Origin of the sequence: Paenibacillus germinis (assembly GCF_013141785.1) — a bacterium.
Taxonomy (GTDB): Bacteria; Bacillota; Bacilli; order Paenibacillales; family NBRC-103111; genus Paenibacillus_E; species Paenibacillus_E phytorum.
The window spans coordinates 37,033-56,307 of the sequence record NZ_WHOC01000167.1 but is presented as its reverse complement, the minus strand read 5'-3'; the positions used below and the strand labels follow the sequence as shown (position 1 = coordinate 56,307).

The following is a 19,275-nucleotide window of genomic DNA, read 5'->3' as shown; positions in this document are numbered from 1 at the left end:
TGTAAGACATGCTGGAACCAGAAGTAAAACAGGATTTAAGAGAGACAGCAAAGCGACTAACCGAATTACGGGGGTCTCTTTGACTTAGATCATAAGCTTGAAGCGATCGGTGATTTTGAGGAAAAAATGGGGGCGCCGGACTTCTGGGACGATAACGATCGTGCCCAGAAGACCATCGCAGATCTCAACGCCATCAAAAGTGTCGTCGATCAGTTCCAAGGCTTCTCGAACGAGTTCGACGACCTGCAGGTCATGGTCGAGCTCGAGGAAGAGGAGAGCGATGCTGGCCTAGCCAAAGACATTGAAACAGGCATCGATGCCTTGAAGAAGAAGCTCGAATCCTTCGAGCTAGGCTTGCTTCTCAATCAGCCGTATGACCGGCTGAATGCAATCCTTGAGCTGCATCCCGGTGCTGGCGGCACCGAGTCGCAGGACTGGGCGGAGATGCTGCTGCGCATGTACCGCCGCTGGGCGGAGAAGCGGGGCTACAAAGTCGAGGTACTCGACTATTTGCCCGGCGACGAAGCCGGCGTGAAGAGTGTCACGCTGCAGATCACAGGCTTCAACGCCTACGGCTATTTGAAGGCAGAGAAGGGCGTGCATCGGCTCGTCCGGATCTCGCCGTTCGACGCCTCCGGTCGTCGTCACACCTCGTTTGCGTCGTGTGACGTCATGCCGGAAATCGAGGACGACACGGACGTGGGAGAGATCCGCTCCGAGGATCTCAAAATCGATACGTACCGCGCGAGCGGCGCCGGCGGTCAACACATCAACACCACGGATTCGGCTGTGCGGATTACGCACATACCAACGGGTGTCGTGGTGAGCTGTCAGCAAGAACGCTCGCAGATTAAGAACCGCGAGAAAGCGATGAAGATGCTGCGATCCAAGCTCTACGAGCGGAAGATCGAAGAGCAGCTGAAGCATCTCGCAGAGATTCGCGGCGAGCAGTCTGACATTGCCTGGGGCAGCCAGATTCGTTCTTATGTGTTTCATCCCTATAGCATGGTCAAAGATCACAGGACTTCAGCGGAAACAGGTAATATTGGCGCAGTGATGGATGGAGATCTCAATATGTTCATCGATGCTTACCTGCGTCATCAGATTCGGAAGCCGGAGTAGAACCGTGCATAGGAGCTGTGTGCTGGAAGAGCTGGGTACACCGAACCATTACTAAACGCAAGACGCATATATGGAGCAATAGACGTTTATCCTACATCTGAAAGGTGTAGGATTTTTTCAAGTTTAATGTCATTCAGGATCTGGGTAAGGAAATAGTAGGGATGGAACAACAAGGAGGAAGAAGAAACATGACACTTACTACGGAGCAGCGCATTACACTGCACGGCTTTAACAACCTTACGAAATCATTGAGCTTCAATATGTACGATATCTGCTACACCAGAACCAAAGAAGAGCGCGAAGCCTACATAGAATATATCGACGAACAGTACAATGCTGCCCGGTTAACCAAAATTCTCAAAGCGGTAGCGGATATCATCGGTGCTCATGTGCTCAATGTGGCCAAGCAGGATTATGATCCGCAAGGGGCAAGCGTAACGATGTTGGTTTCTGAAGGGCCTGTGGAGGGCGCTCCGGAAACTTCATTTGAGGAATCCCCCGGGCCCCTGCCGGAGACGGTGCTTATGCACCTGAACACCAGCCATATCACGGTTCATACTTACCCGGAATATCATCCTGATGAAGGGATCAGTACGTTTAGGGCGGATATTGATGTATCCACATGCGGGGAAATTTCGCCGCTAAAAGCACTGAATTACTTAATCCATTCCTTCGATACGGATATTATGACGATGGATTATCGGGTTCGAGGCTTCACACGGGATATAAACGGGCATAAGCTGTTTATTGACCATGATATTAGTTCGATTCAGAACTACATTCCTGAGGAAATCAAAAGCATGTACGACATGATCGATGTAAACGTTTATCAGGAGAACATTTTTCATACAAAATGTAAGCTGAAGAAATTCGATTTAAATAATTATTTGTTCGGTTATACGAAAGACAAGCTGAGCGAAGCGGAACAGAAGGACATTACGGAAAGTGTAAAGTGGGAAATGGACGAAATATTTTACGGTAAAAATATGAGTGCACCCCTGTTGTAGTTATGGGCCTGATTAAATGGTACCGAGAGGAGGGCCGTTTGTGCCCAGAAAAGAACCGCGAATACGGATAGGAAGTCCAGCGCATACCGTATTTGAGTATATATTGATGTTGATCGGCTCGCTGATTATGGCGGCTAGTTTTAACTGTTTTTTGAACCCGAATCAAATTGCAACAGGTGGGGTTTCGGGTATTTCTACGATTGTTCAGCATTTGTCGGGTTTGAACCCGGCGATTACGCAGTGGGCCCTGAATATACCGATTTTCTTATTAGCCTTATGGCTGCTAGGTGGACAATTCGGGGTTAAGGCGGCAGTCGGGTCGGTCATATTTCCGCTGTGCGTACTCGTAACGAGCCATTTAGGGGTGCCTACGCAAAATCCTTTGCTTGCGTCTGTCTATGGAGGCATTGGTGTTGGACTTGGACTCGGAATCGTCTTTCGAGGACGCGGTTCCACTGGGGGACTTGGACTGGCCGCACAAATGCTGCATAAATACACAGGCTTAAGTTTAGGATTTTCGGTAGCGATTTTTGATGGTTTGGTCATTCTAAGCTCTGCGCTTGTTTTCACACCGGAAAATGCGCTGTACGGGTTAATAGGGTTATTTGTCACCACGAAAACGATCGATATCGTTCAACTCGGCTTCAACTATGCCAAAGTGGCCTTCATTATTTCCGATCATACAGAAGCCATACGCAAGGCGATTTTATACGATTTGGACCGTGGACTTACGGAGCTTAGTGGGTCTGGAGGATTTACAGGCGAATCGCGAACGGTCTTAATGGTCGTTGTGAAACAAAATGAAGTAAGTCGATTGAAAACACTAGTCCAGTCGGTTGATCCGCAGGCTTTTGTCATTTTGAGCGAAACGAATGAGGTATTAGGGGAAGGTTTCAAACGACATGCATAGCGAGAAGCTTTGTGATAGATTGGCGCACTTAAGGTGCGTCTTTTTGTGCATAACTTTGTTGAGGGAAGAGTCGCTTGTGGATAAAGTGTGCATAATCTGTGGATAACCATACTACTTACCCACACTTCTTGAATAATTTGAAATAATCACATACAAGATTTGCCCGTATGCCGTATAATTTGGGATAATTGATTTGTTAAACAAATGGGTATCGATGAGAAAAAAATGTTTTTATGCACATGTTGCGTTTAAACGATGCATATTATGTATACTTCTTGTCGGAAGGTATGAACCCAAAGAATAAAAGGTTTGTCGATTTTAATGTAAAAAAGCCTTGAAATGCCTTGCATAGGCACAATTCAATTGTCAAAATCCGCATAAAAAAATTCATTGAATTATTATGTATACGACTGTATAATAATACATATATTTTCGGAACATCGGGAGGGAAATTCAAATGGGTCAAGGAGTTAGGGCGGCTATTATTGGAGCCACGGGTTATGGTGGTGCGGAGTTGATTCGTCTGTTGCAGGCGCATCCTTTGGTACAGATCACTTCGGTCATTTCGACTTCTAATGCAGGAGCGCCGATCGCGGAGCATTTTCCACACTTGCAGGAAGTGGTTGTGGATATTCTAGATGTGCTTGATGTTGACTTGATTGCAGGCAAAGCAGACGTTGTGTTCTTGGCGACACCAGCTGGTGTGAGTGCAGAACTTTCACCAAAACTTCTGGCAGCTGGCCTGAAGGTCATTGATATTTCTGGAGATTTAAGATTGAAATCTAGTGCTGACTATGAAAAATGGTATAAAAAGCCAGCGGCTTCTGAGGAAACATTGGCACAATCCATTTATGGTTTGTCTGAGGTGTTCGGTGATGAAGTGAAGGGCAGTGATTTAATCGCTAACCCAGGCTGCTATCCGACAGCGACGCTGCTTGGTCTGATTCCTGCAGTCAAAGCGGGTTGGATCGATCCATCTACGATTATTATTGATGCCAAATCCGGCGTGTCCGGCGCGGGTCGCGGCGTTAATCTAGGCGTGCACTACGCGGAAGTGAATGAGAATTTAACAGCCTATAAAGTGAATAAACATCAGCATATTCCGGAAATCGAGCAGGCGCTCAGCCGTGTTGCAGGTAAACCGGTTGTTACGACGTTCACGACACATCTTGTGCCTATGACGCGCGGAATTATGGCTACCATGTATGCAACTATACAAGGTGAACACACCGCCGAGGAATTCATCGAATTGTACCGCCAGTATTATGAAGGTCGGAGATTTGTACGGATTCGTCAAAATGGAAAGCTTCCTTCTACGAAGGAAGTGTTCGGCTCGAACTACTGCGACATCGGCTTTGCGGTGGATGAGCGCACGGGGCGTGTGACCATCGTTTCTGTCATCGATAATGTGGTTAAAGGCGCTGCAGGTCAGGCTATTCAGAATTTGAATATGATGCAAGGCTGGGACGAAACGACAGGGCTGTTGTTCGCACCGGTGTATCCATAACGAGAAGATGAGGACAGGTGAAGGACGAACATGCTAGATCTAGTGAGCTTTACTGTCGTGCCAGAGGGCACAGTAACGACGCCGAAAGGCTTTCGTGCAGGTGGTCTGCACTGTGGATTAAAGAAGACGGAGCGCTATGATCTAGGCGCAATCGTCTGTGATGTACCGGCGGCAGCGGCTGGCGTTTACACGCTGAACGCGTTCCAAGCGGCACCGCTGCGCGTGACGCAGGAGAGCATCGCCCAAGGCGGCAAGCTGCAGGCGATGATCGTCAACAGCGGCAACGCGAATGCGTGTACCGGCCAGCAAGGTGAGGACGACGCATATGCGATGCGCGCTGCTAGTGCGAAGGCGCTAGGCGTGGCGGAGCACCACGTCGGCGTGACGAGCACGGGTGTCATCGGCGAGTTATTGCCGATGGGGAAAGTGCTGAGCGGCATCGAGCAGCTGCCGCTTAAAGTGAAGGCAGAAGGCGGAAACGACTTCTGCCAAGCGATCTTGACCACGGACCTCACGCAGAAGATGACGTGCGTCCGTGTTGTCGTTGGCGGCAAAGAGGTTCACATTGCCGGGGCAGCGAAGGGTTCGGGGATGATTCACCCGAACATGGCGACGATGCTCGGTTTCATGACAACCGACGCGCCGATTGAGAGCGAATACCTGCAGCTGCTGCTGAGCAGGATCACGGATTCTACGTTCAACATGATCACTGTTGACGGGGATACTAGCACCAACGACATGGTCGTGGCGATGGCAAGCGGGCTGGCCGGCGGCGAAGCTTTGAATCCGGAGCATCCGGATTGGGAAGCGTTCGCGGCAGGGTTCCAGTACGTTGGCGAGTACCTCGCCAAGGCGATTGCGCGCGACGGCGAGGGTGCGACGAAGCTGATCGAGACGACGGTAGTCGGCGCGGAGAGCGACGATGCGGCACGTAAGATCGTGAAGTCGATCATTGGCTCCAGCTTGGTCAAATCCGCTGTTTATGGCGCGGACGCGAACTGGGGTCGGATCATTGCGGCAGTCGGTTACTCCGGGCAGCCGGTGAACGTGAACACCGTCGATATTCGCCTAGGCAATATCTCAGTGTTAGAGCAGTCGCGTCCAGTGAAGTTCGACGAGGAAGCGGCGCTTGCTTATTTGAAAACAGATACGATTCAAATTCATGTGAATTTACATATGGGCGCTGGCAAGGCAACGGGCTGGGGCTGCGATTTAACATATGATTATGTGCGGATCAATGCGGCTTATCGGACTTAGGTTTGGTTTTAGCTAGCACATAAGGAAGCAAAGGGGAACGAAAGCTAGTGAAGAACAATTGCTTTGTGATGAAATGCGGCGGCAGCACGCTGGCTGCATTACCGATTAGTTTCTTTGAAGATATGCGTCAGCTCCAGGATGAGGGTATTGTAACTGTCATCGTTCATGGCGGCGGTCCTGCTATTTCGGAGACGCTTGGGAAGCTCGGGATTGAGTCCGGTTTTGTAAACGGTCTGCGGGTGACGAATGAAGCAGTGCTCGACGTTGTGGAGATGGTGCTTTCCGGCCAGATTAACAAAGAGATCGTACGCCGAATTCAATTAACAGGCGCAATGGCGCTTGGATTGTCCGGTGTGGATGGACATTTGATTGAAGCGAAGCCGGTGGCGAATAGTCACGAGGTTGGCCTTGTTGGTGATGTCACGAAAGTGAACGCTGAGCTGATTCAAGGTATCGTAAGTATGGGTTACATCCCGGTGATCGCACCAGTTGGACTTGGCGAGGATGGCGGCCAGCGTTATAACATTAATGCCGATACAGCAGCAGGAGCTGTTGCTTCTCACCTTGGTGTAGAGCAGATGGTTGTGGTGACAGACGTCCCCGGCATTATGAAAACAGTGGATGGCGAGAAACGGGTGCTTCCCGTTGTCAGCGTGGCAGAGATTGAAGAGATGATCGCGAGCGGTGATATCTACGGGGGTATGATTCCGAAGGTTCGAGCAGCGATTGCTTGTATACAAGGCAGGGTCCAAGAAGTTGTCATCGTGAACGGATCTGAGCCGAATGTGTTGAGCAAAGTACTGAAGGGCACGGGGATCGGCACGAGGATTGTGCGCTAACAATGTTTTTCATTGTATCGACGACTGATACGGGCTTGAAATACCGCTATAGCGATGTTTTTCATCATTATGCTGCAACTTCAGGACTCCGGAGCGAGTTTAATGATATTTTTCATCCTTAAATAGGGCTGTAAGGTAGGTAAACCTGTAAATTGACTCACTTAACGATGATTTTCATCGTTATAATTAAAGTTTAACGTCAGGCTGTCTCCATAGCGATGAATAACATCGTTACCATTCAAAAGGTTATTGAACGGAGGTATCTGTGATGCAGCGGATTACTTTTATGTTTAAACAATTCCTAAGAGAGCCTCTATGGTTTAAAATACTTATTTCAATAACCTTGCTTATTGCACTCATTTTTAGCAATTCTTACTTTGCAAATCATCCAGCTTATCAAGGCTTCTCGAAATTAGCGGCAGCTATCTTCTTCATTGCATACGGGATGAAAATGCGAAGAAATCGAACAACAGCTATTATTTTATATGCAGCTGCAGCGATATGTCTTTATTTAGCTTGGCACAAGTTCGAACTTATGGGTTGAACCACAAACTTTAAGGAGGGAATGTACATGACTGAAACAGGAAAAAGCTCGCTATTTCCAACCTATGCAAGATATCCAATCACGCTAGTGAAGGGGGAAGGCAGCCGTCTTTGGGATGATACAGGCAAGGAATACATCGACTTGATGAGCGGGATCGCGGTAACGAACCTCGGGCACGCGCCTCAAGCGGTGAAGGAGAAGTTGATTGAACAGCTCGATCAAGTATGGCATGTGAGCAATCTTTTCCATATTCCGAATCAGGAGAAACTGGCAACCCTACTCACAGATAATAGCTGTGCAGACGCGGTATTCTTCTGTTCCACTGGCGCGGAAGCGAATGAGGCTGCAATTAAGCTGGCACGTCGCTATAACCAGAAGGTTTTGAATAATGGTCGGTACGAGATTATCACGTTCAACATGTCGTTCCACGGACGCACGCTGGCGACATTAACCGCTACTGGTCAAGATAAAGTGAAGGAAGGCTTCCATCCGCTTCCTGGCGGCTTCGTCTATGCGCCTTATAACGATATCGAGGCTGTCCGCAGTCTTGTAAATGAGCATACTTGTGCCATCATGTTGGAGATGGTGCAAGGGGAAGGCGGCGTGCTGCCGGCTGATCCGGAGTTCGTGAAACAAATTGCAGAGCTTTGCATGCAAGAGAACCTGCTTCTGATCGTGGATGAAATCCAGACGGGCGTAGGACGTACAGGTAAGCTTTTTGCCTATGAGCATTATGGGGTGGAACCGGATATTTTCACGTTGGCCAAAGGCCTCGGTGGAGGGTTTCCGATCGGTGCTATGTTAGGCAAAGCGTTCTTGGCTGAAGCATTCAGCGCTGGAAGCCACGGGTCAACTTTTGGTGGAACGCCGATAGCTACGGCTGCAGGATATGCGGCTGTGGACACGATTATCTCGAATAAACTGCCAGAGCGCGCTGCGGAATTAGGCGCATACACAGTGAAGAAGCTGGAGAGCAAGCTTGCAGGCAATCCGCTTATCAGCAATATTCGCGGCATTGGTCTCCTCATCGGGATCGAATGCACACAGCCAGCAGGTGAAATCATTAGTGAAATTCATAAGCAAGGTGTACTCGTGATTCCGGCAGGGCCGAATGTTATTCGTTTGGTGCCCGCTTTGACTATACCGCAAGAAGATTTAGATCAAGCCCTAGACGTGGTGTGCAGTGTCCTCTCCCAGAAGGCATCAACCATCAGCAGCGTTTAGTAAAAGTTCCGTTTAAGAGAGGTTGGATAACATGAATATGGCTGTAAAGGAAGAACTGGCTGCCCAGTTGAAGGGCAAGGATTTTCTTGCTTTAGTTGATTATACATCAGAAGAAATTGAATATTTGATTCACTATGCGATTGAGCTTAAACGCAAACAGAAAGCTAGAGAGCCGCATGCTGTGTTGGCTGGTAAGACGCTGGGAATGATTTTTGAGAAATCCTCGACGCGTACGCGTGTCTCCTTTGAAGTAGGAATGTACCAACTTGGAGGTCAGGCTCTTTTCCTCAGCAAAAATGATCTGCAGCTTGGACGCGGCGAAACCGTTTGGGATACTGCACAAACACTGTCCCGTTACCTGGATGGCATCATGATTCGTACGTATGAACACCGCAAAGTGATTGACCTTGCTCGCGGATCAACAGTACCGGTCATTAATGGATTGACGGATTATGCTCATCCTTGTCAGGTTATGGCTGATTATCAGACGGTTTTGGAGAAAAAAGGCCGTTTGAAAGGTCTCAAAGTCGCCTACATCGGGGATGGCAACAATATGGTGCATTCTCTCATGATGGGTGCAAGTAAATTAGGGATGAACTTCGCGATTGCCTCGCCGGAAGGCTACGATCCCGACAAGGAAGTCATTCAGATTTCTAAAGAGAACGCAGCGCAAACCGGAGGCAGTGTCCTCCTTACTCGTGATCCACGCGAAGCGATTGAAAATGCGGACGTCGTCTACACGGACGTTTGGGCAAGCATGGGCTTTGAGGCGGAGCAGCAGGAGCGGGAGATTGCTTTCAAGAATTTCCAAATTAACGAGGCGCTTGTGAAGCATGCTAAGCAAGACTACTTGTTCATGCACTGCTTGCCTGCACACCGCGGGGAAGAAGTGAGCGAGGGCGTTATCGATGGCCCGAATTCGATCATTTTTGACCAAGCAGAGAATCGTCTTCATGCGCAAAAGGCTATTATGGCCGCGACAATGATATAATAATTCGTAACAGACATAGAAATGGAGAGATTAGTAGACATGGCTAAGGAAAAAATCGTTCTCGCCTATTCCGGCGGATTGGATACATCGGTTATTTTGAAGTGGCTCAAGGAGACTTACGACGCCGAAATTATTGCTTTTACAGCGGATATTGGGCAAAAGGATGAGCTGGACGGTCTGGAGGAAAAAGCGCTCCAAACCGGCGCATCCAAGATCTACATCGACGACTTGCGCGAAGAGTTTGCGAAGGATTTCATCAACCCGATGTTTCAAGCGGGTGCTTTGTATGAAGGGCAATACCTGCTCGGCACTTCGATTGCTCGTCCTTTGATCGCGAAGCGCATGGTCGAGATCGCTCGCGCTGAAGGCGCAACAGCGATTGCTCACGGAGCAACCGGCAAAGGGAATGACCAAGTGCGCTTTGAGCTGACAGCAGCGGCGTTGGCGCCTGAGCTGTCCGTTATCGCGCCTTGGCGTCTTGAGCAGTTCCGCGAAGAGTTCCCAGGTCGCGCTGAGATGATCGCGTATGCCGAGAAACACGGCATTCCGGTTACTGCATCAGCGGCGAAGCCGTATTCGACGGATCGTAACTTGCTGCATATCTCTTTCGAGAGCGGCATGCTGGAAGATCCTTGGTTCGATGCTGCATCTGACGAAAACAAAGGCATGTACGTCCTGAGCGTAGCTCCAGAAGATGCACCGGATCAAGCGGAGTACATCGAGCTTGAGTTCGACAAAGGTGACTGCGTAGCCATCAATGGCAATAAGTTGTCTCCACTGCAAGTCATGGAAACCTTGAATGAAATCGGCGGCAAGCACGGTATTGGCCGCGTGGACATGGTTGAGAACCGTTTCGTCGGTATGAAGAGCCGCGGCGTGTACGAGACTCCGGGCGGTACGATCCTTTTCACCGCTCACCGCAAAATGGAATCCCTGACGATGGATCGCGATGTCATGCACCTTCGTGATTCCCTCATTACGAAATATGCAACACTAGTTTATAATGGCTTCTGGTTCGCACCCGAGCGTTTGGCGATTCAAGCGCTTGTGGGAGAAAGCCAAAAGAACGTAACAGGTACTGTACGCTTGAGATTGTACAAAGGCAACGTAATTGGCGCTGGTGTGAAAAGTCCAGTATCCTTGTACAATCCGGAAATTGCTACAATGGAAGCAGATCCGACGAAAGCATATGACCAAGGCGATGCAACTGGATTCATCCGCTTGAACGCGCTTCGTCTGAAAGTATCCTCCGGCGTAGAACAAAAAGCAAAGAAGTAATTATATAGCAGCACGATCCGCTGGCTTTCCCTTGTGGAAAGCCTTTGGGTTGTCCATAAGCTTGTCAATAAGGCTGACCATAAGGACTGTCCAGCAGAGAGACTTTGAGCGCCGCTCAAAGATCCCTATATTAGGTGTTAATACGAGAGGAGCCATGCACGGTGTCTAAGCTTTGGGGTGGACGATTTACGAAGAAAACCGACCAAATGGTCGAAGAATATACCGCATCGATTACATTTGATAAAGAGTTAGCTGAGGAAGATATTGAAGGCAGCTTGGCGCATGTGACGATGCTTGGCAAGTGCGGCATTCTTCCTGCGGATGATGTCGAGAAAATCAAGGATGGATTGCATGCTGTGCAAGGCATGATTCGCCGCGGCGAGCTGGAATACACGATTCAGAATGAAGATATTCATATGAATATCGAGAAAACCTTGATCGATTTGATCGGCCCTGTCGGCGGCAAGCTTCATACGGGCCGCAGCCGTAACGATCAAGTGGCGACGGACATGCATCTTTACCTGCGCAAGCGGGTGGTTGAGTTCGTAGGCCTGCTGATCAAGCTGCAAGAGGCTTTGCTTGAGAAAGCGAAGGATAATCTGGATACGATTATCCCAGGGTATACCCATCTGCAGCGTGCTCAGCCGATTCTGTTCGCACATCACATGATGGCTTACGTCAGCATGTTCCAGCGCGATCTTGAGCGCTTGCAGGACAGCTACAAGCGCGTAGACATGCTGCCGCTCGGCGCTGGCGCGCTCGCCGGCACGACCTTCCCGATCGACCGCCATTTCGTGGCGGAGCAGCTCGGGTTCGGACGCGTGTACGAGAACTCCCTGGATGCGGTCAGCGACCGCGATTTCATCCTCGAGTTCCTCTCTAACGCGTCCATGATCATGATGCACCTTTCTCGCTTCAGCGAGGAAATGGTGCTCTGGTCCTCGACCGAGTTCGCGTTCATCGAACTCGATGATGCGTTCTGCACCGGCAGCTCGATCATGCCGCAGAAGAAGAACCCGGACGTGGCTGAGCTTGTCCGCGGCAAAACAGGCCGCGTCTACGGCAACTTGTTCGGTTTGATGACCGTACTCAAGTCGCTGCCGCTGGCTTACAATAAGGACATGCAGGAAGATAAAGAAGGCATGTTCGATACGGTTCGTACCCTTCAGGGCGCTCTTCAATTATTCGCTCCTATGGTCGCAACGATGAAAGTAAACTCGGATCGCATGAGACAAGCTGTGAATCAAGATTTCTCGAACGCAACGGATATCGCTGATTACCTTGTGAACAAAGGATTGCCTTTCCGTCAGGCGCACGAAGTGATTGGCAAAACTGTGCTGTACTGCATCCAAAACCAAAAATACCTGCTCGATATGAGCATCGAAGAGTTCAAAACCTTCTCTAGTCTTTTCGAGTCCGATATTTATCAAGTTTTACAGCCTGAACAGGTGGTTAACGCGCGTAACGTCTACGGCGGAACGGCCAGCAACCAAGTGACAGAGGCGATTGCTCGTGCTGAGCAAGTGCTGACGCAGTCGAACGAGTGGTTGCAAGTTTATTTAGAAAAAAGCAAATAAGAGAAAAAGCCTTCAATACCATCCGAATCGATGGAATTGAAGGCTTTTCTTATCTACCGGTAACGGAGATAAACCCTGTATCAGCTCGTACCGTCACTTTTTTGCTGCCATCACCGATGGTGCCCTTTGCGGAATGATGATCAGTCCGTTGTACATTTACACCAGGTACTTCCAGATTGACACTGCCTGTGTCGGTGTTCAGATCGAAGCTTGCATTCTTTGGAGCAGGATCGAGCTGAAGCCGAATCGTACCCGTGTCGGTTTCTAGCGATACGGAATCTCCGATATCGTGCAGTTTAGCTGTAATGCTGCCTGTATCTGTTTTCATCTTTACATCACCTTGGCCATTCTCCACGTTGATATGACCTGTATCCGTTTGAAGGTTCAGCTGCTTACCTTCATAACGTTCAATGGTGATATCGCCTGTGTCCGTGCTGGCTGTGAGTTTGTCGGCTTTCACTTCATTAAAGTGGATGCGTCCTGTATCCGAAGACACCGTGATCGCTTTGTACAATTTATCTGGAAGCGTCACTTCTGTTTTGATGCCTAGCCCTTGGTAAGCGATCACTCTTTTCAATTCGTTCAAATCGAAACCGATATTAATTTGTGATTTTTTCTGCGTACAGACGTCTACACGCCATACATTGCTTCCTTCCGTTGCAGCTTCAACGGTACAATTATTAGCATTATGCTCGCTAATCGTTCCTACCAGATGCACTTTAATTTCATCGGAGTTACTAGGGATAAAGGTTACCCCGGAGATGTCATTTTGAATGATTAATGTATCAATATTTGCGGCAGGAATCTTCTTTTCGATATCAATATTCGTGACACCTGCGCTCCAATCAACCGCTTTAAAAGAAACAGCTGCTCCAATAAGGCCGACCCCAAGGCAGGCAAAGCCGAGCAGTAAGAAAAATTTGACTCCACGTTTCATAGCTTAAGCCCCCTTAATCAATTTGGCATTAAATTGGATGTACATCCAGCTGAGTTTGAAAAATACTTTAAACAACCATGTGCTTAGCGTCGTCAATATAATGCCCAAGCCGAAACAAGCAAGCATTGCGAATCCAATGAACTGCATATCGCTGCCGACCGTACCCATATAACTGTCGAGAATGCCGACGATTGGCGAGATGATGAGCGCAAAGCCCGAAACAAATAGGGCAATTAACGTAGCGAGAATACCGAACCAAGGACCAACAACGAAAATAAGGTTAAAAAATCCAAGCATAATACTTACGATGATCGCCTTAATACTCGACTCCTGTTTAACAGGATAAGGGTATGGATTGGTATTCATATAAGGGTTCGTGCCCTGTGGATGCGTATAAGGTGGAAAGCCCTTAGTTTCAGGAGCTTGCTTAGGCGCAGCAGTCGGTTCAGGTCTGGAAAAAGATTTCTCTACCGCATCGCTAGGCGTGCTTTTCGAAGGCTCTTGCCCAGTACTTGGTGTTTCCTTCTGAGCGTCCCAGTTAGGAACTCGCGGATAGCCGAGTGACTGGGCTACATCATCCTCTTGCTTGCCATTTTCAATGGCTTTCTGAAACAATTCTTCATATACAGACAATATATTTTGGCGCTCCTTCTCGGGAAGTCCACGCAGTCGATAGTTTAATTCTTTGAAATAATCGATTTTGCTCATCGCCTAGCCTCCTTGTGTGCTATTTCATATTCCTATCATAATAGAAAAAAGTCATAATGACCTAGTAACTACAGTCACATGACCTTTCCTATTCGCAAAAGAGGCAGAAGCCTCTATATATTACCGGTTAACCGGTCCTTTCACGCCATCTTCAAGGATGGGCTGCTCTGGCGTTGAGGGATTCATTTCTTCAGACTTGATGTCACTCCGGTTGGCGGCGATGATAGTAGGCACTGGAGAATACTGATCCTTCGAGATTAATTCTTTACTGACGATCGTACCATTTTCTCTTTTGATCCGATATGTCTCTACCTTGTAGCCAACCTTGCCGGTACTGATAGGGCGTGTAATGCCAGGTTTCAGGCTTGAATTTTGTATGTATTTAACCGGTGGTTGAATTGTTTCTACAATGTTGGAATTGATGTCAAAGGTAATAGATGGCGACATATGACCGAAAAGCTTCACGGTGACGGCTTGTTCTGTTGTTATGGTTCGTATCAATAGATAGGCATCTGTATTGTTGCGGAATTTGAAATTAATATAGCCGCTGGCGAAAGTTGCATCTTGGCCGAGCGTAACATAGCTAACAGGGAGTGAATGATTGCGCCGCTCAACAATGTCTAGTCCACTCCGCAAGACAGCATTGTAAAGCGTTGTAGAAACTTGGCAAATGCCGCCTCCAATGCCTGGCACGAGCTTGCCGTTTAGGATGACTGGTGCTTCCTTATAGCCGAATTGGGCTTCAGTTTGTTCAATAATCTTGCTATAGTCGAACGTCTCTCCCGGTGCCATTAGCAAATCCTGAATAGAGGCTGCTGTGGAGCGTATATTGTGAATTCTCCCTTCACCCGAAGGGGGGAATGAGGTCGTAAATTCCGAGATTTTACGATCGATGCCCTGACGCTTCAATGACTCCATCGTTACCGCGGGGCCCTGCTCATATAAAGGCAAGGATAGTGTGATTGGAGCGGCATTGTGAATATAGCCTATGGATGGAGCAATTTCTTTCAAGTGTTCAAGCAAATGAGCCGTATCAATTCTCAGCACTTTGCGTTCGGGCTCGAAAGCTAGTAAATCTTCATTGGTTACGATGCGTTTTGCGGCAACAGGCTGAAGACTATAGAGGTCCTTCCAAGCTTCTTTGACTACGGTGTTTAGCTGAGCTTGATTGACAGTGACCTCAAGCGGTATATTCGCGTGACGTAGGGTCCAGCGAGCTTTTATACGCTCTATCGGAGAGCCTCCGAATAGCTGCCCAAGCGAACGAGCTAGGGTTTCCTTTTGGTACTGAACACCTAGTTGTCCAAGCGACAGTTGTTTTTTGGGAATGTTCGATCGGGAGGATTGCAATTGAACGGGATAAGATGAGAGCAGCTGTAGGCGCTGTTCGTATTCTTGTTGAAATTTATCATAGGGCATTCCTCCAACCCGCCAGCCAGCAACTGTGAAATCTGCAGGGAGTGTAGGCTTAGAACCATAGACGTATAGAGCAATGCTAAACGCACTTAGCATGCCTAAGACGATAGACGTATAGAAGATAACTTTTCTAATTTGGCTTGGCATGTACAGCGGCTCCTTTGCGCTCAGATACAAGCGGTTCAGGCACAAGGATGCCTGTACTATTATATGTATCGTTAGCTAAGGGGTTTTAGTACTTGCTAGGGGATTATCCAGCAGCCCAGGAGAACAAAAAAACCGTCGGACATGGTCCAATGGATGAAAAATTTATTTCCGAATACATAAACAAGCAGGGCTGATGGGGGGTTCTCGGATGAGGGCGCTCGTGACGCTACCTACAGGCTTATGTCTCAGCGTCCAGATGTTTGTTCTCCTGCTTTAACAACCGTTAGCCAAAATCCGTATGAAATCGGTTATCAATCTGCCCAGATGATTATTGACATGCTTGAGGGCCGTCAAGTAACCAAACAATTGGTGCTTCCAACGGAACTTCTCGTCCGGTCTAGTGTAGCCGCGCCTAAAAATAAACAAAATTAATGACATGACCGTCCTTTGTAGGGCGGTTTTTGCGTATATTATAGTTTTCTTGTTCGACATTACTAGCGTTGGATTTCTCATATTCACTAAGAAAATGATATAATGACGGTATTCAACAGGATTTTCAAAGCTATTTTAGAAGGAATTTCAGCAATTGTGTCGAATGGTTAAAAGCTATCTTTACAAGCAGAGAGACTTTGAGTAAACTCAAAGATCCAACAGCAGAGAGACTTTGCTACGCAAAGATCCATATATTAGGATGTGATATTGTGATCGAAATGCAGGACGTATGGAAAACGTACTCCAACGGCACTCATGCATTGCGAGGAATTAATGTAAAAGTGGACAGCAATGAGTTCGTTTACGTTGTTGGACCTTCCGGCGCAGGTAAATCTACATTTATGAAGTTGATGTATAGAGAAGAGCGGCCTACTAAGGGTCAAATCTTCGTGAATGGTTTTAATTTGGAAAAGCTGAAACAGCGTAAGATTCCTTACGTGCGTCGAAATATCGGCGTTATTTTCCAGGATTATCGACTGCTTCCTAAGCTTAATATTTTTGAAAATGTGGCTTTCGCTATGGAAGTTATCGAGGCACCTAAGAAGCAGATTAAGAAACGCACCATGGAAGTGCTCGAGCTTGTTAAGTTGAAGGATAAAGCGAATTCGCTGCCCTCTCAGCTTTCTGGAGGCGAGCAGCAGCGGGTAGCGATTGCCCGGGCAATAATTAACAACCCAGCTGTCATTATCGCCGATGAACCGACAGGAAATCTCGACCCTGAGACCTCCTGGGGAATCATGAAATTGATGGAGGAAATTAACTTCCGGGGAACCACCATAGTCATGGCTACGCATAACAAAGAAATCGTAAATACGATGCGTAAACGAGTCATTGCGATTGAGCATGGACTCATTGCTCGTGACCAGGTACGGGGGGAATACGGCTATGAAGATTAGTACAATTTCTCGTCATTTGCGAGAAGGTACGAAGAATGTCGTTCGGAATGGTTGGATGACGTTCGCGTCGATTAGTTCGATTGCCATTTCGTTATTTATTTTAGGTATTTTTGTCCTTATTACACTTAATGTGAATGATATTGCAGGTCAGATTGAGAAACAGGTTGAGATTAATGTGTATCTAGAGGTTAACACTTCGCAGGATCAGATTAATGCGCTCGAATCTCAAATTCAAGCTATTCATGAGGTAAAAACCATTAAGTTTGTTTCGAAAGAAGAGGGCCTTGTTTATTTAAGGCAAAAGCTTGGTGAGAGCGGTAAAGCTTTGTTAGATGGATTTGAAGGGGAAAACAACCCGCTAAACGATGCGTTCACCATCGAAGTCGATGACCCACGCAATGTGGCAGTCGTTGCTGATCAAATCAGCGCGCTCAACATCGGCAAAGATCCAAAGCCTATCTACAAGGTGAATTATGGCAAAGGTACGGTTGAAGCTCTATTTAAGGTGACACAAATTGTTCGTTGGGTCGGGATTGGTATCGTTATTTTACTTTCATTTACCGCTGTGTTCCTGATCGCGAATACGATCAAAATTACGATTTTGGCCAGACGCAAAGAAATATCAATTATGAAACTGGTGGGTGCGACGAATTCCTTTATTCGTTGGCCGTTCTTTATAGAAGGTGCTCTACTCGGATTCATCGGCTCTGTGATCCCGACAGCTATTATTCTAGGTGGGTACTGGAAGCTGCTTAACACGAGTTCACTGAACTTGAATCTGCTTATGGTTGAATTAACACCTTTCGGGGAGATTGCTCCTACGATGACGACTTTGTTGTTAGGTATTGGTATGGTAATAGGCATCTGGGGATCCCTAATCTCAGTCCGCAAATTCCTCAGGGTTTAAGGAGGCTTTTAAAGCCGACTTTGATAACGATGTATTTCTGGAAGCATACTCGGCATCGAATCTTGAACGAAAATGGGGTAGTCCGGTACTCATGTAGCTTGCTACACTCCGTTCCTCCTACTCCCATTTTCGTCCAACCTTCTCGGTTCTGAAAGCCGGCTTTAAAAGCATTTATTTATTTTTTTCATTTTCAAAGATTCATAGATTAAGAATTTAAGAGATTCAAAGTATAAAAGATTCAAGAAGTGCCAGGTTTTGACGATAGGGAGGCTACGTGCTTGAAGAAGAAGATTCTACCTGTGGTGTTGACTCTTGGGATTGCGGCTTCATTGGCGGTTCCTTATGCGGGGTATGCCGCTTCAACAACGGAAAAGATCGATCAGCAGTTGACTCAGCTCAAGAAGATGAAGGCGGAAGCGCAGCAGAAGGCGAATGACGCGCAGAATCAAATCACGAAGGTTCATACGGAGAAGGACCAGGCGACCAAGGATATGAACACACTTGTCAATCAGGTGAATGAAGCTAGTAAGAAGCTCACGAAGTTGAATGAAGAAATCGACCAAGTGTCGGATACATTAGCAGATAACGCTAAACAATTGGATGAAGCGGAAGCGCGTGTGGAGACTCGCGATCAAATGCTGAAATCCCGAGTGCGCTTGATGTATATGAACGGTTTTGTTTCCTACATGGATGTGCTGCTTAGCGCGACCAGTTTTTCTGATTTTTTGAACCGTATTGAAGCTTTGAAATCTATTGTTAATCAAGATAAAGAGATACTAGTGGCAAATAAGAAAGATAAAGAAACGGTTGCCCAGAAGAAGATAGATACAGAGGAACAGCTTGAGAAGGTTAAGGCGCTTTATGCTGATGCCGACGCCCTTAGGGACGATCTCCAAGCGAAGGAGAAGGCCAAGGAAGTTAAGATTGCTTCTCTTACGAAGCAAGAGAGGGTGCTAGAGGATATTTCTGAAGAAAGCGATAAACAGATTACACAATTAGCGAAGCAAGAGGCTGATTTACAGGCGAAGAAACGTGCAGCTAGTAAAGCGAAGTCGCCTTTCACTTATTCCGGTGGGAAACTGGGTTACCCTTTGGCTGCTCAAGCGCCGCTTACATCTGATTTCACGAATAGAATCAATCCGGTTACAGGCAGATCTGAGAGCCATAAAGGGATTGATTTGGGAGCACCCAAGGGAACGGGCATTCTCGCAGCTGAGAACGGCTCAGTCATCTATGCATCATGGATGAACGGCTACGGGAATTGCGTCATCGTGGATCATGGGAATGGGTTATGGACGGTATATGGACATATTATGAATGATGGGATCTATGTCAAAGTTGGCGATTTGGTGAAACGCGGACAGAAGATTGCCGGTGTTGGCTCGACAGGTCAATCGACAGGGAACCATTTGCATTTTGAAGTTAGGAAGAATGAAGTTCCAACCGATCCTAAACCATTCTTACGATAGGGGAACTTGGTTATAAAACGGGAATAGCTTGTCATATACTACAAACA

At 47.5% G+C, this 19,275-nt stretch carries 18 protein-coding genes; 15 read left to right on the top strand and 3 right to left on the bottom strand.

The genetic code is table 11. The features are described 5' to 3' along the window. The first annotated feature begins 8 nt into the window (after positions 1 to 8). The 11 genes from prfB to argH all read left to right on the top strand — a co-directional run bounded on the left by prfB (position 9) and on the right by argH (position 12,256). A protein-coding gene (gene prfB, locus GC102_RS32495; protein WP_171693163.1) for a peptide chain release factor 2 occupies positions 9 to 1,122 on the top strand; the annotation gives its coding sequence in 2 pieces (ribosomal slippage) (positions 9 to 80 and positions 82 to 1,122; 1,113 coding nt in all). A gap of 188 nt (positions 1,123 to 1,310) precedes the next feature. Continuing rightward, positions 1,311 to 2,129 (top strand): adenosylmethionine decarboxylase, encoded by an 819-nt coding sequence (gene speD, locus GC102_RS32490; protein ID WP_171693162.1) that lies wholly within the window; start codon positions 1,311 to 1,313, stop codon positions 2,127 to 2,129. A gap of 16 nt (positions 2,130 to 2,145) precedes the next feature. Continuing rightward, the gene (locus GC102_RS32485; RefSeq protein WP_171693161.1) at positions 2,146 to 3,039 is read left to right on the top strand and encodes a YitT family protein; all 894 of its coding nucleotides are present in this window, start codon (positions 2,146 to 2,148) and stop codon (positions 3,037 to 3,039) included. Between the two features lie 457 nt (positions 3,040 to 3,496). Further along, complete coding sequence (gene argC, locus GC102_RS32480) at positions 3,497 to 4,546, top strand: N-acetyl-gamma-glutamyl-phosphate reductase (protein ID WP_171693160.1); 1,050 nt, start codon at positions 3,497 to 3,499, stop codon at positions 4,544 to 4,546. Between the two features lie 30 nt (positions 4,547 to 4,576). After that, complete coding sequence (argJ, locus tag GC102_RS32475; RefSeq protein WP_171693159.1) at positions 4,577 to 5,803, top strand: bifunctional glutamate N-acetyltransferase/amino-acid acetyltransferase ArgJ; 1,227 nt, start codon at positions 4,577 to 4,579, stop codon at positions 5,801 to 5,803. Between the two features lie 68 nt (positions 5,804 to 5,871). Further along, complete coding sequence (argB, locus tag GC102_RS32470) at positions 5,872 to 6,642, top strand: acetylglutamate kinase (protein ID WP_171693183.1); 771 nt, start codon at positions 5,872 to 5,874, stop codon at positions 6,640 to 6,642. Positions 6,643 to 6,910: 268 nt separating this feature from the next. After that, positions 6,911 to 7,186 (top strand): hypothetical protein, encoded by a 276-nt coding sequence (locus tag GC102_RS32465; RefSeq protein WP_171693158.1) that lies wholly within the window; start codon positions 6,911 to 6,913, stop codon positions 7,184 to 7,186. A gap of 27 nt (positions 7,187 to 7,213) precedes the next feature. Beyond that, complete coding sequence (gene argD, locus GC102_RS32460; protein ID WP_171693157.1) at positions 7,214 to 8,410, top strand: acetylornithine transaminase; 1,197 nt, start codon at positions 7,214 to 7,216, stop codon at positions 8,408 to 8,410. A 31-nt stretch (positions 8,411 to 8,441) separates the two neighbouring features. Continuing rightward, the gene (gene argF / locus GC102_RS32455; protein ID WP_171640056.1) at positions 8,442 to 9,401 is read left to right on the top strand and encodes an ornithine carbamoyltransferase; all 960 of its coding nucleotides are present in this window, start codon (positions 8,442 to 8,444) and stop codon (positions 9,399 to 9,401) included. Positions 9,402 to 9,440: 39 nt separating this feature from the next. Further along, positions 9,441 to 10,679, top strand: coding sequence for an argininosuccinate synthase (locus GC102_RS32450; RefSeq protein ID WP_057303277.1), 1,239 nt, complete (start codon positions 9,441 to 9,443; stop codon positions 10,677 to 10,679). 161 nt (positions 10,680 to 10,840) lie between these two features. Then, positions 10,841 to 12,256, top strand: coding sequence for an argininosuccinate lyase (gene argH, locus GC102_RS32445; RefSeq protein WP_171693156.1), 1,416 nt, complete (start codon positions 10,841 to 10,843; stop codon positions 12,254 to 12,256). A gap of 49 nt (positions 12,257 to 12,305) precedes the next feature. Here the strand turns inward: argH and GC102_RS32440 are convergent, their stop codons facing one another. The 3 genes from GC102_RS32440 to GC102_RS32430 form a co-directional block, all read right to left on the bottom strand. Then, on the bottom strand, positions 12,306 to 13,193 hold the full coding sequence (locus GC102_RS32440) for a DUF4097 family beta strand repeat-containing protein (protein WP_171693155.1): 888 nt from the start codon (positions 13,191 to 13,193) through the stop codon (positions 12,306 to 12,308). A 3-nt stretch (positions 13,194 to 13,196) separates the two neighbouring features. Continuing rightward, positions 13,197 to 13,901 carry an HAAS signaling domain-containing protein gene (locus GC102_RS32435; RefSeq protein WP_171693154.1) on the bottom strand — a complete coding sequence of 235 codons (705 nt, stop codon included), beginning with the start codon at positions 13,899 to 13,901 and terminating at the stop codon, positions 13,197 to 13,199. Between the two features lie 120 nt (positions 13,902 to 14,021). Further along, positions 14,022 to 15,464 carry a VanW family protein gene (locus GC102_RS32430; protein ID WP_171693153.1) on the bottom strand — a complete coding sequence of 481 codons (1,443 nt, stop codon included), beginning with the start codon at positions 15,462 to 15,464 and terminating at the stop codon, positions 14,022 to 14,024. A gap of 240 nt (positions 15,465 to 15,704) precedes the next feature. Between GC102_RS32430 and GC102_RS32425 the strand changes: the two genes are divergently transcribed. From GC102_RS32425 to GC102_RS32410, 4 genes are all read left to right on the top strand, one after another. Then, positions 15,705 to 15,896, top strand: coding sequence for a substrate-binding domain-containing protein (locus GC102_RS32425; RefSeq protein WP_171693152.1), 192 nt, complete (start codon positions 15,705 to 15,707; stop codon positions 15,894 to 15,896). A gap of 269 nt (positions 15,897 to 16,165) precedes the next feature. After that, on the top strand, positions 16,166 to 16,852 hold the full coding sequence (gene ftsE, locus GC102_RS32420; protein WP_047682153.1) for a cell division ATP-binding protein FtsE: 687 nt from the start codon (positions 16,166 to 16,168) through the stop codon (positions 16,850 to 16,852). Next, a complete protein-coding gene (gene ftsX, locus GC102_RS32415) occupies positions 16,842 to 17,759 on the top strand; it encodes a permease-like cell division protein FtsX (protein ID WP_171693151.1) in 918 nt (305 codons plus the stop codon). The genes ftsE and ftsX overlap by 11 nt, the downstream gene beginning before the upstream one ends. 278 nt (positions 17,760 to 18,037) lie before the next feature. Further along, positions 18,038 to 19,228, top strand: a complete 1,191-nt coding sequence (locus GC102_RS32410; RefSeq protein WP_171693150.1) for a murein hydrolase activator EnvC family protein — start codon at positions 18,038 to 18,040, stop codon at positions 19,226 to 19,228. Positions 19,229 to 19,275 lie beyond the last annotated feature (47 nt).

Excerpts from the sequence above, each read along its gene's own strand:
- argC (WP_171693160.1), top strand. The coding sequence starts at position 3,497 with ATGGGTCAAGGAGTTAGGGCGGCTATTATTGGAGCCACGGGTTATGGT.
- ftsX (WP_171693151.1), top strand. The coding sequence starts at position 16,842 with ATGAAGATTAGTACAATTTCTCGTCATTTGCGAGAAGGTACGAAGAAT.
- GC102_RS32485 (WP_171693161.1), top strand. The coding sequence starts at position 2,146 with ATGGTACCGAGAGGAGGGCCGTTTGTGCCCAGAAAAGAACCGCGAATA.
- GC102_RS32465 (WP_171693158.1), top strand. The coding sequence starts at position 6,911 with ATGCAGCGGATTACTTTTATGTTTAAACAATTCCTAAGAGAGCCTCTA.
- GC102_RS32450 (WP_057303277.1), top strand. The coding sequence starts at position 9,441 with ATGGCTAAGGAAAAAATCGTTCTCGCCTATTCCGGCGGATTGGATACA.
- argD (WP_171693157.1), top strand. The coding sequence starts at position 7,214 with ATGACTGAAACAGGAAAAAGCTCGCTATTTCCAACCTATGCAAGATAT.
- argF (WP_171640056.1), top strand. The coding sequence starts at position 8,442 with ATGAATATGGCTGTAAAGGAAGAACTGGCTGCCCAGTTGAAGGGCAAG.
- GC102_RS32425 (WP_171693152.1), top strand. The coding sequence starts at position 15,705 with ATGTCTCAGCGTCCAGATGTTTGTTCTCCTGCTTTAACAACCGTTAGC.
- GC102_RS32435 (WP_171693154.1), bottom strand. The coding sequence starts at position 13,901 with ATGAGCAAAATCGATTATTTCAAAGAATTAAACTATCGACTGCGTGGA.
- GC102_RS32440 (WP_171693155.1), bottom strand. The coding sequence starts at position 13,193 with ATGAAACGTGGAGTCAAATTTTTCTTACTGCTCGGCTTTGCCTGCCTT.
- GC102_RS32430 (WP_171693153.1), bottom strand. The coding sequence starts at position 15,464 with ATGCCAAGCCAAATTAGAAAAGTTATCTTCTATACGTCTATCGTCTTA.
- argJ (WP_171693159.1), top strand. The coding sequence starts at position 4,577 with ATGCTAGATCTAGTGAGCTTTACTGTCGTGCCAGAGGGCACAGTAACG.
- argB (WP_171693183.1), top strand. The coding sequence starts at position 5,872 with ATGAAATGCGGCGGCAGCACGCTGGCTGCATTACCGATTAGTTTCTTT.
- speD (WP_171693162.1), top strand. The coding sequence starts at position 1,311 with ATGACACTTACTACGGAGCAGCGCATTACACTGCACGGCTTTAACAAC.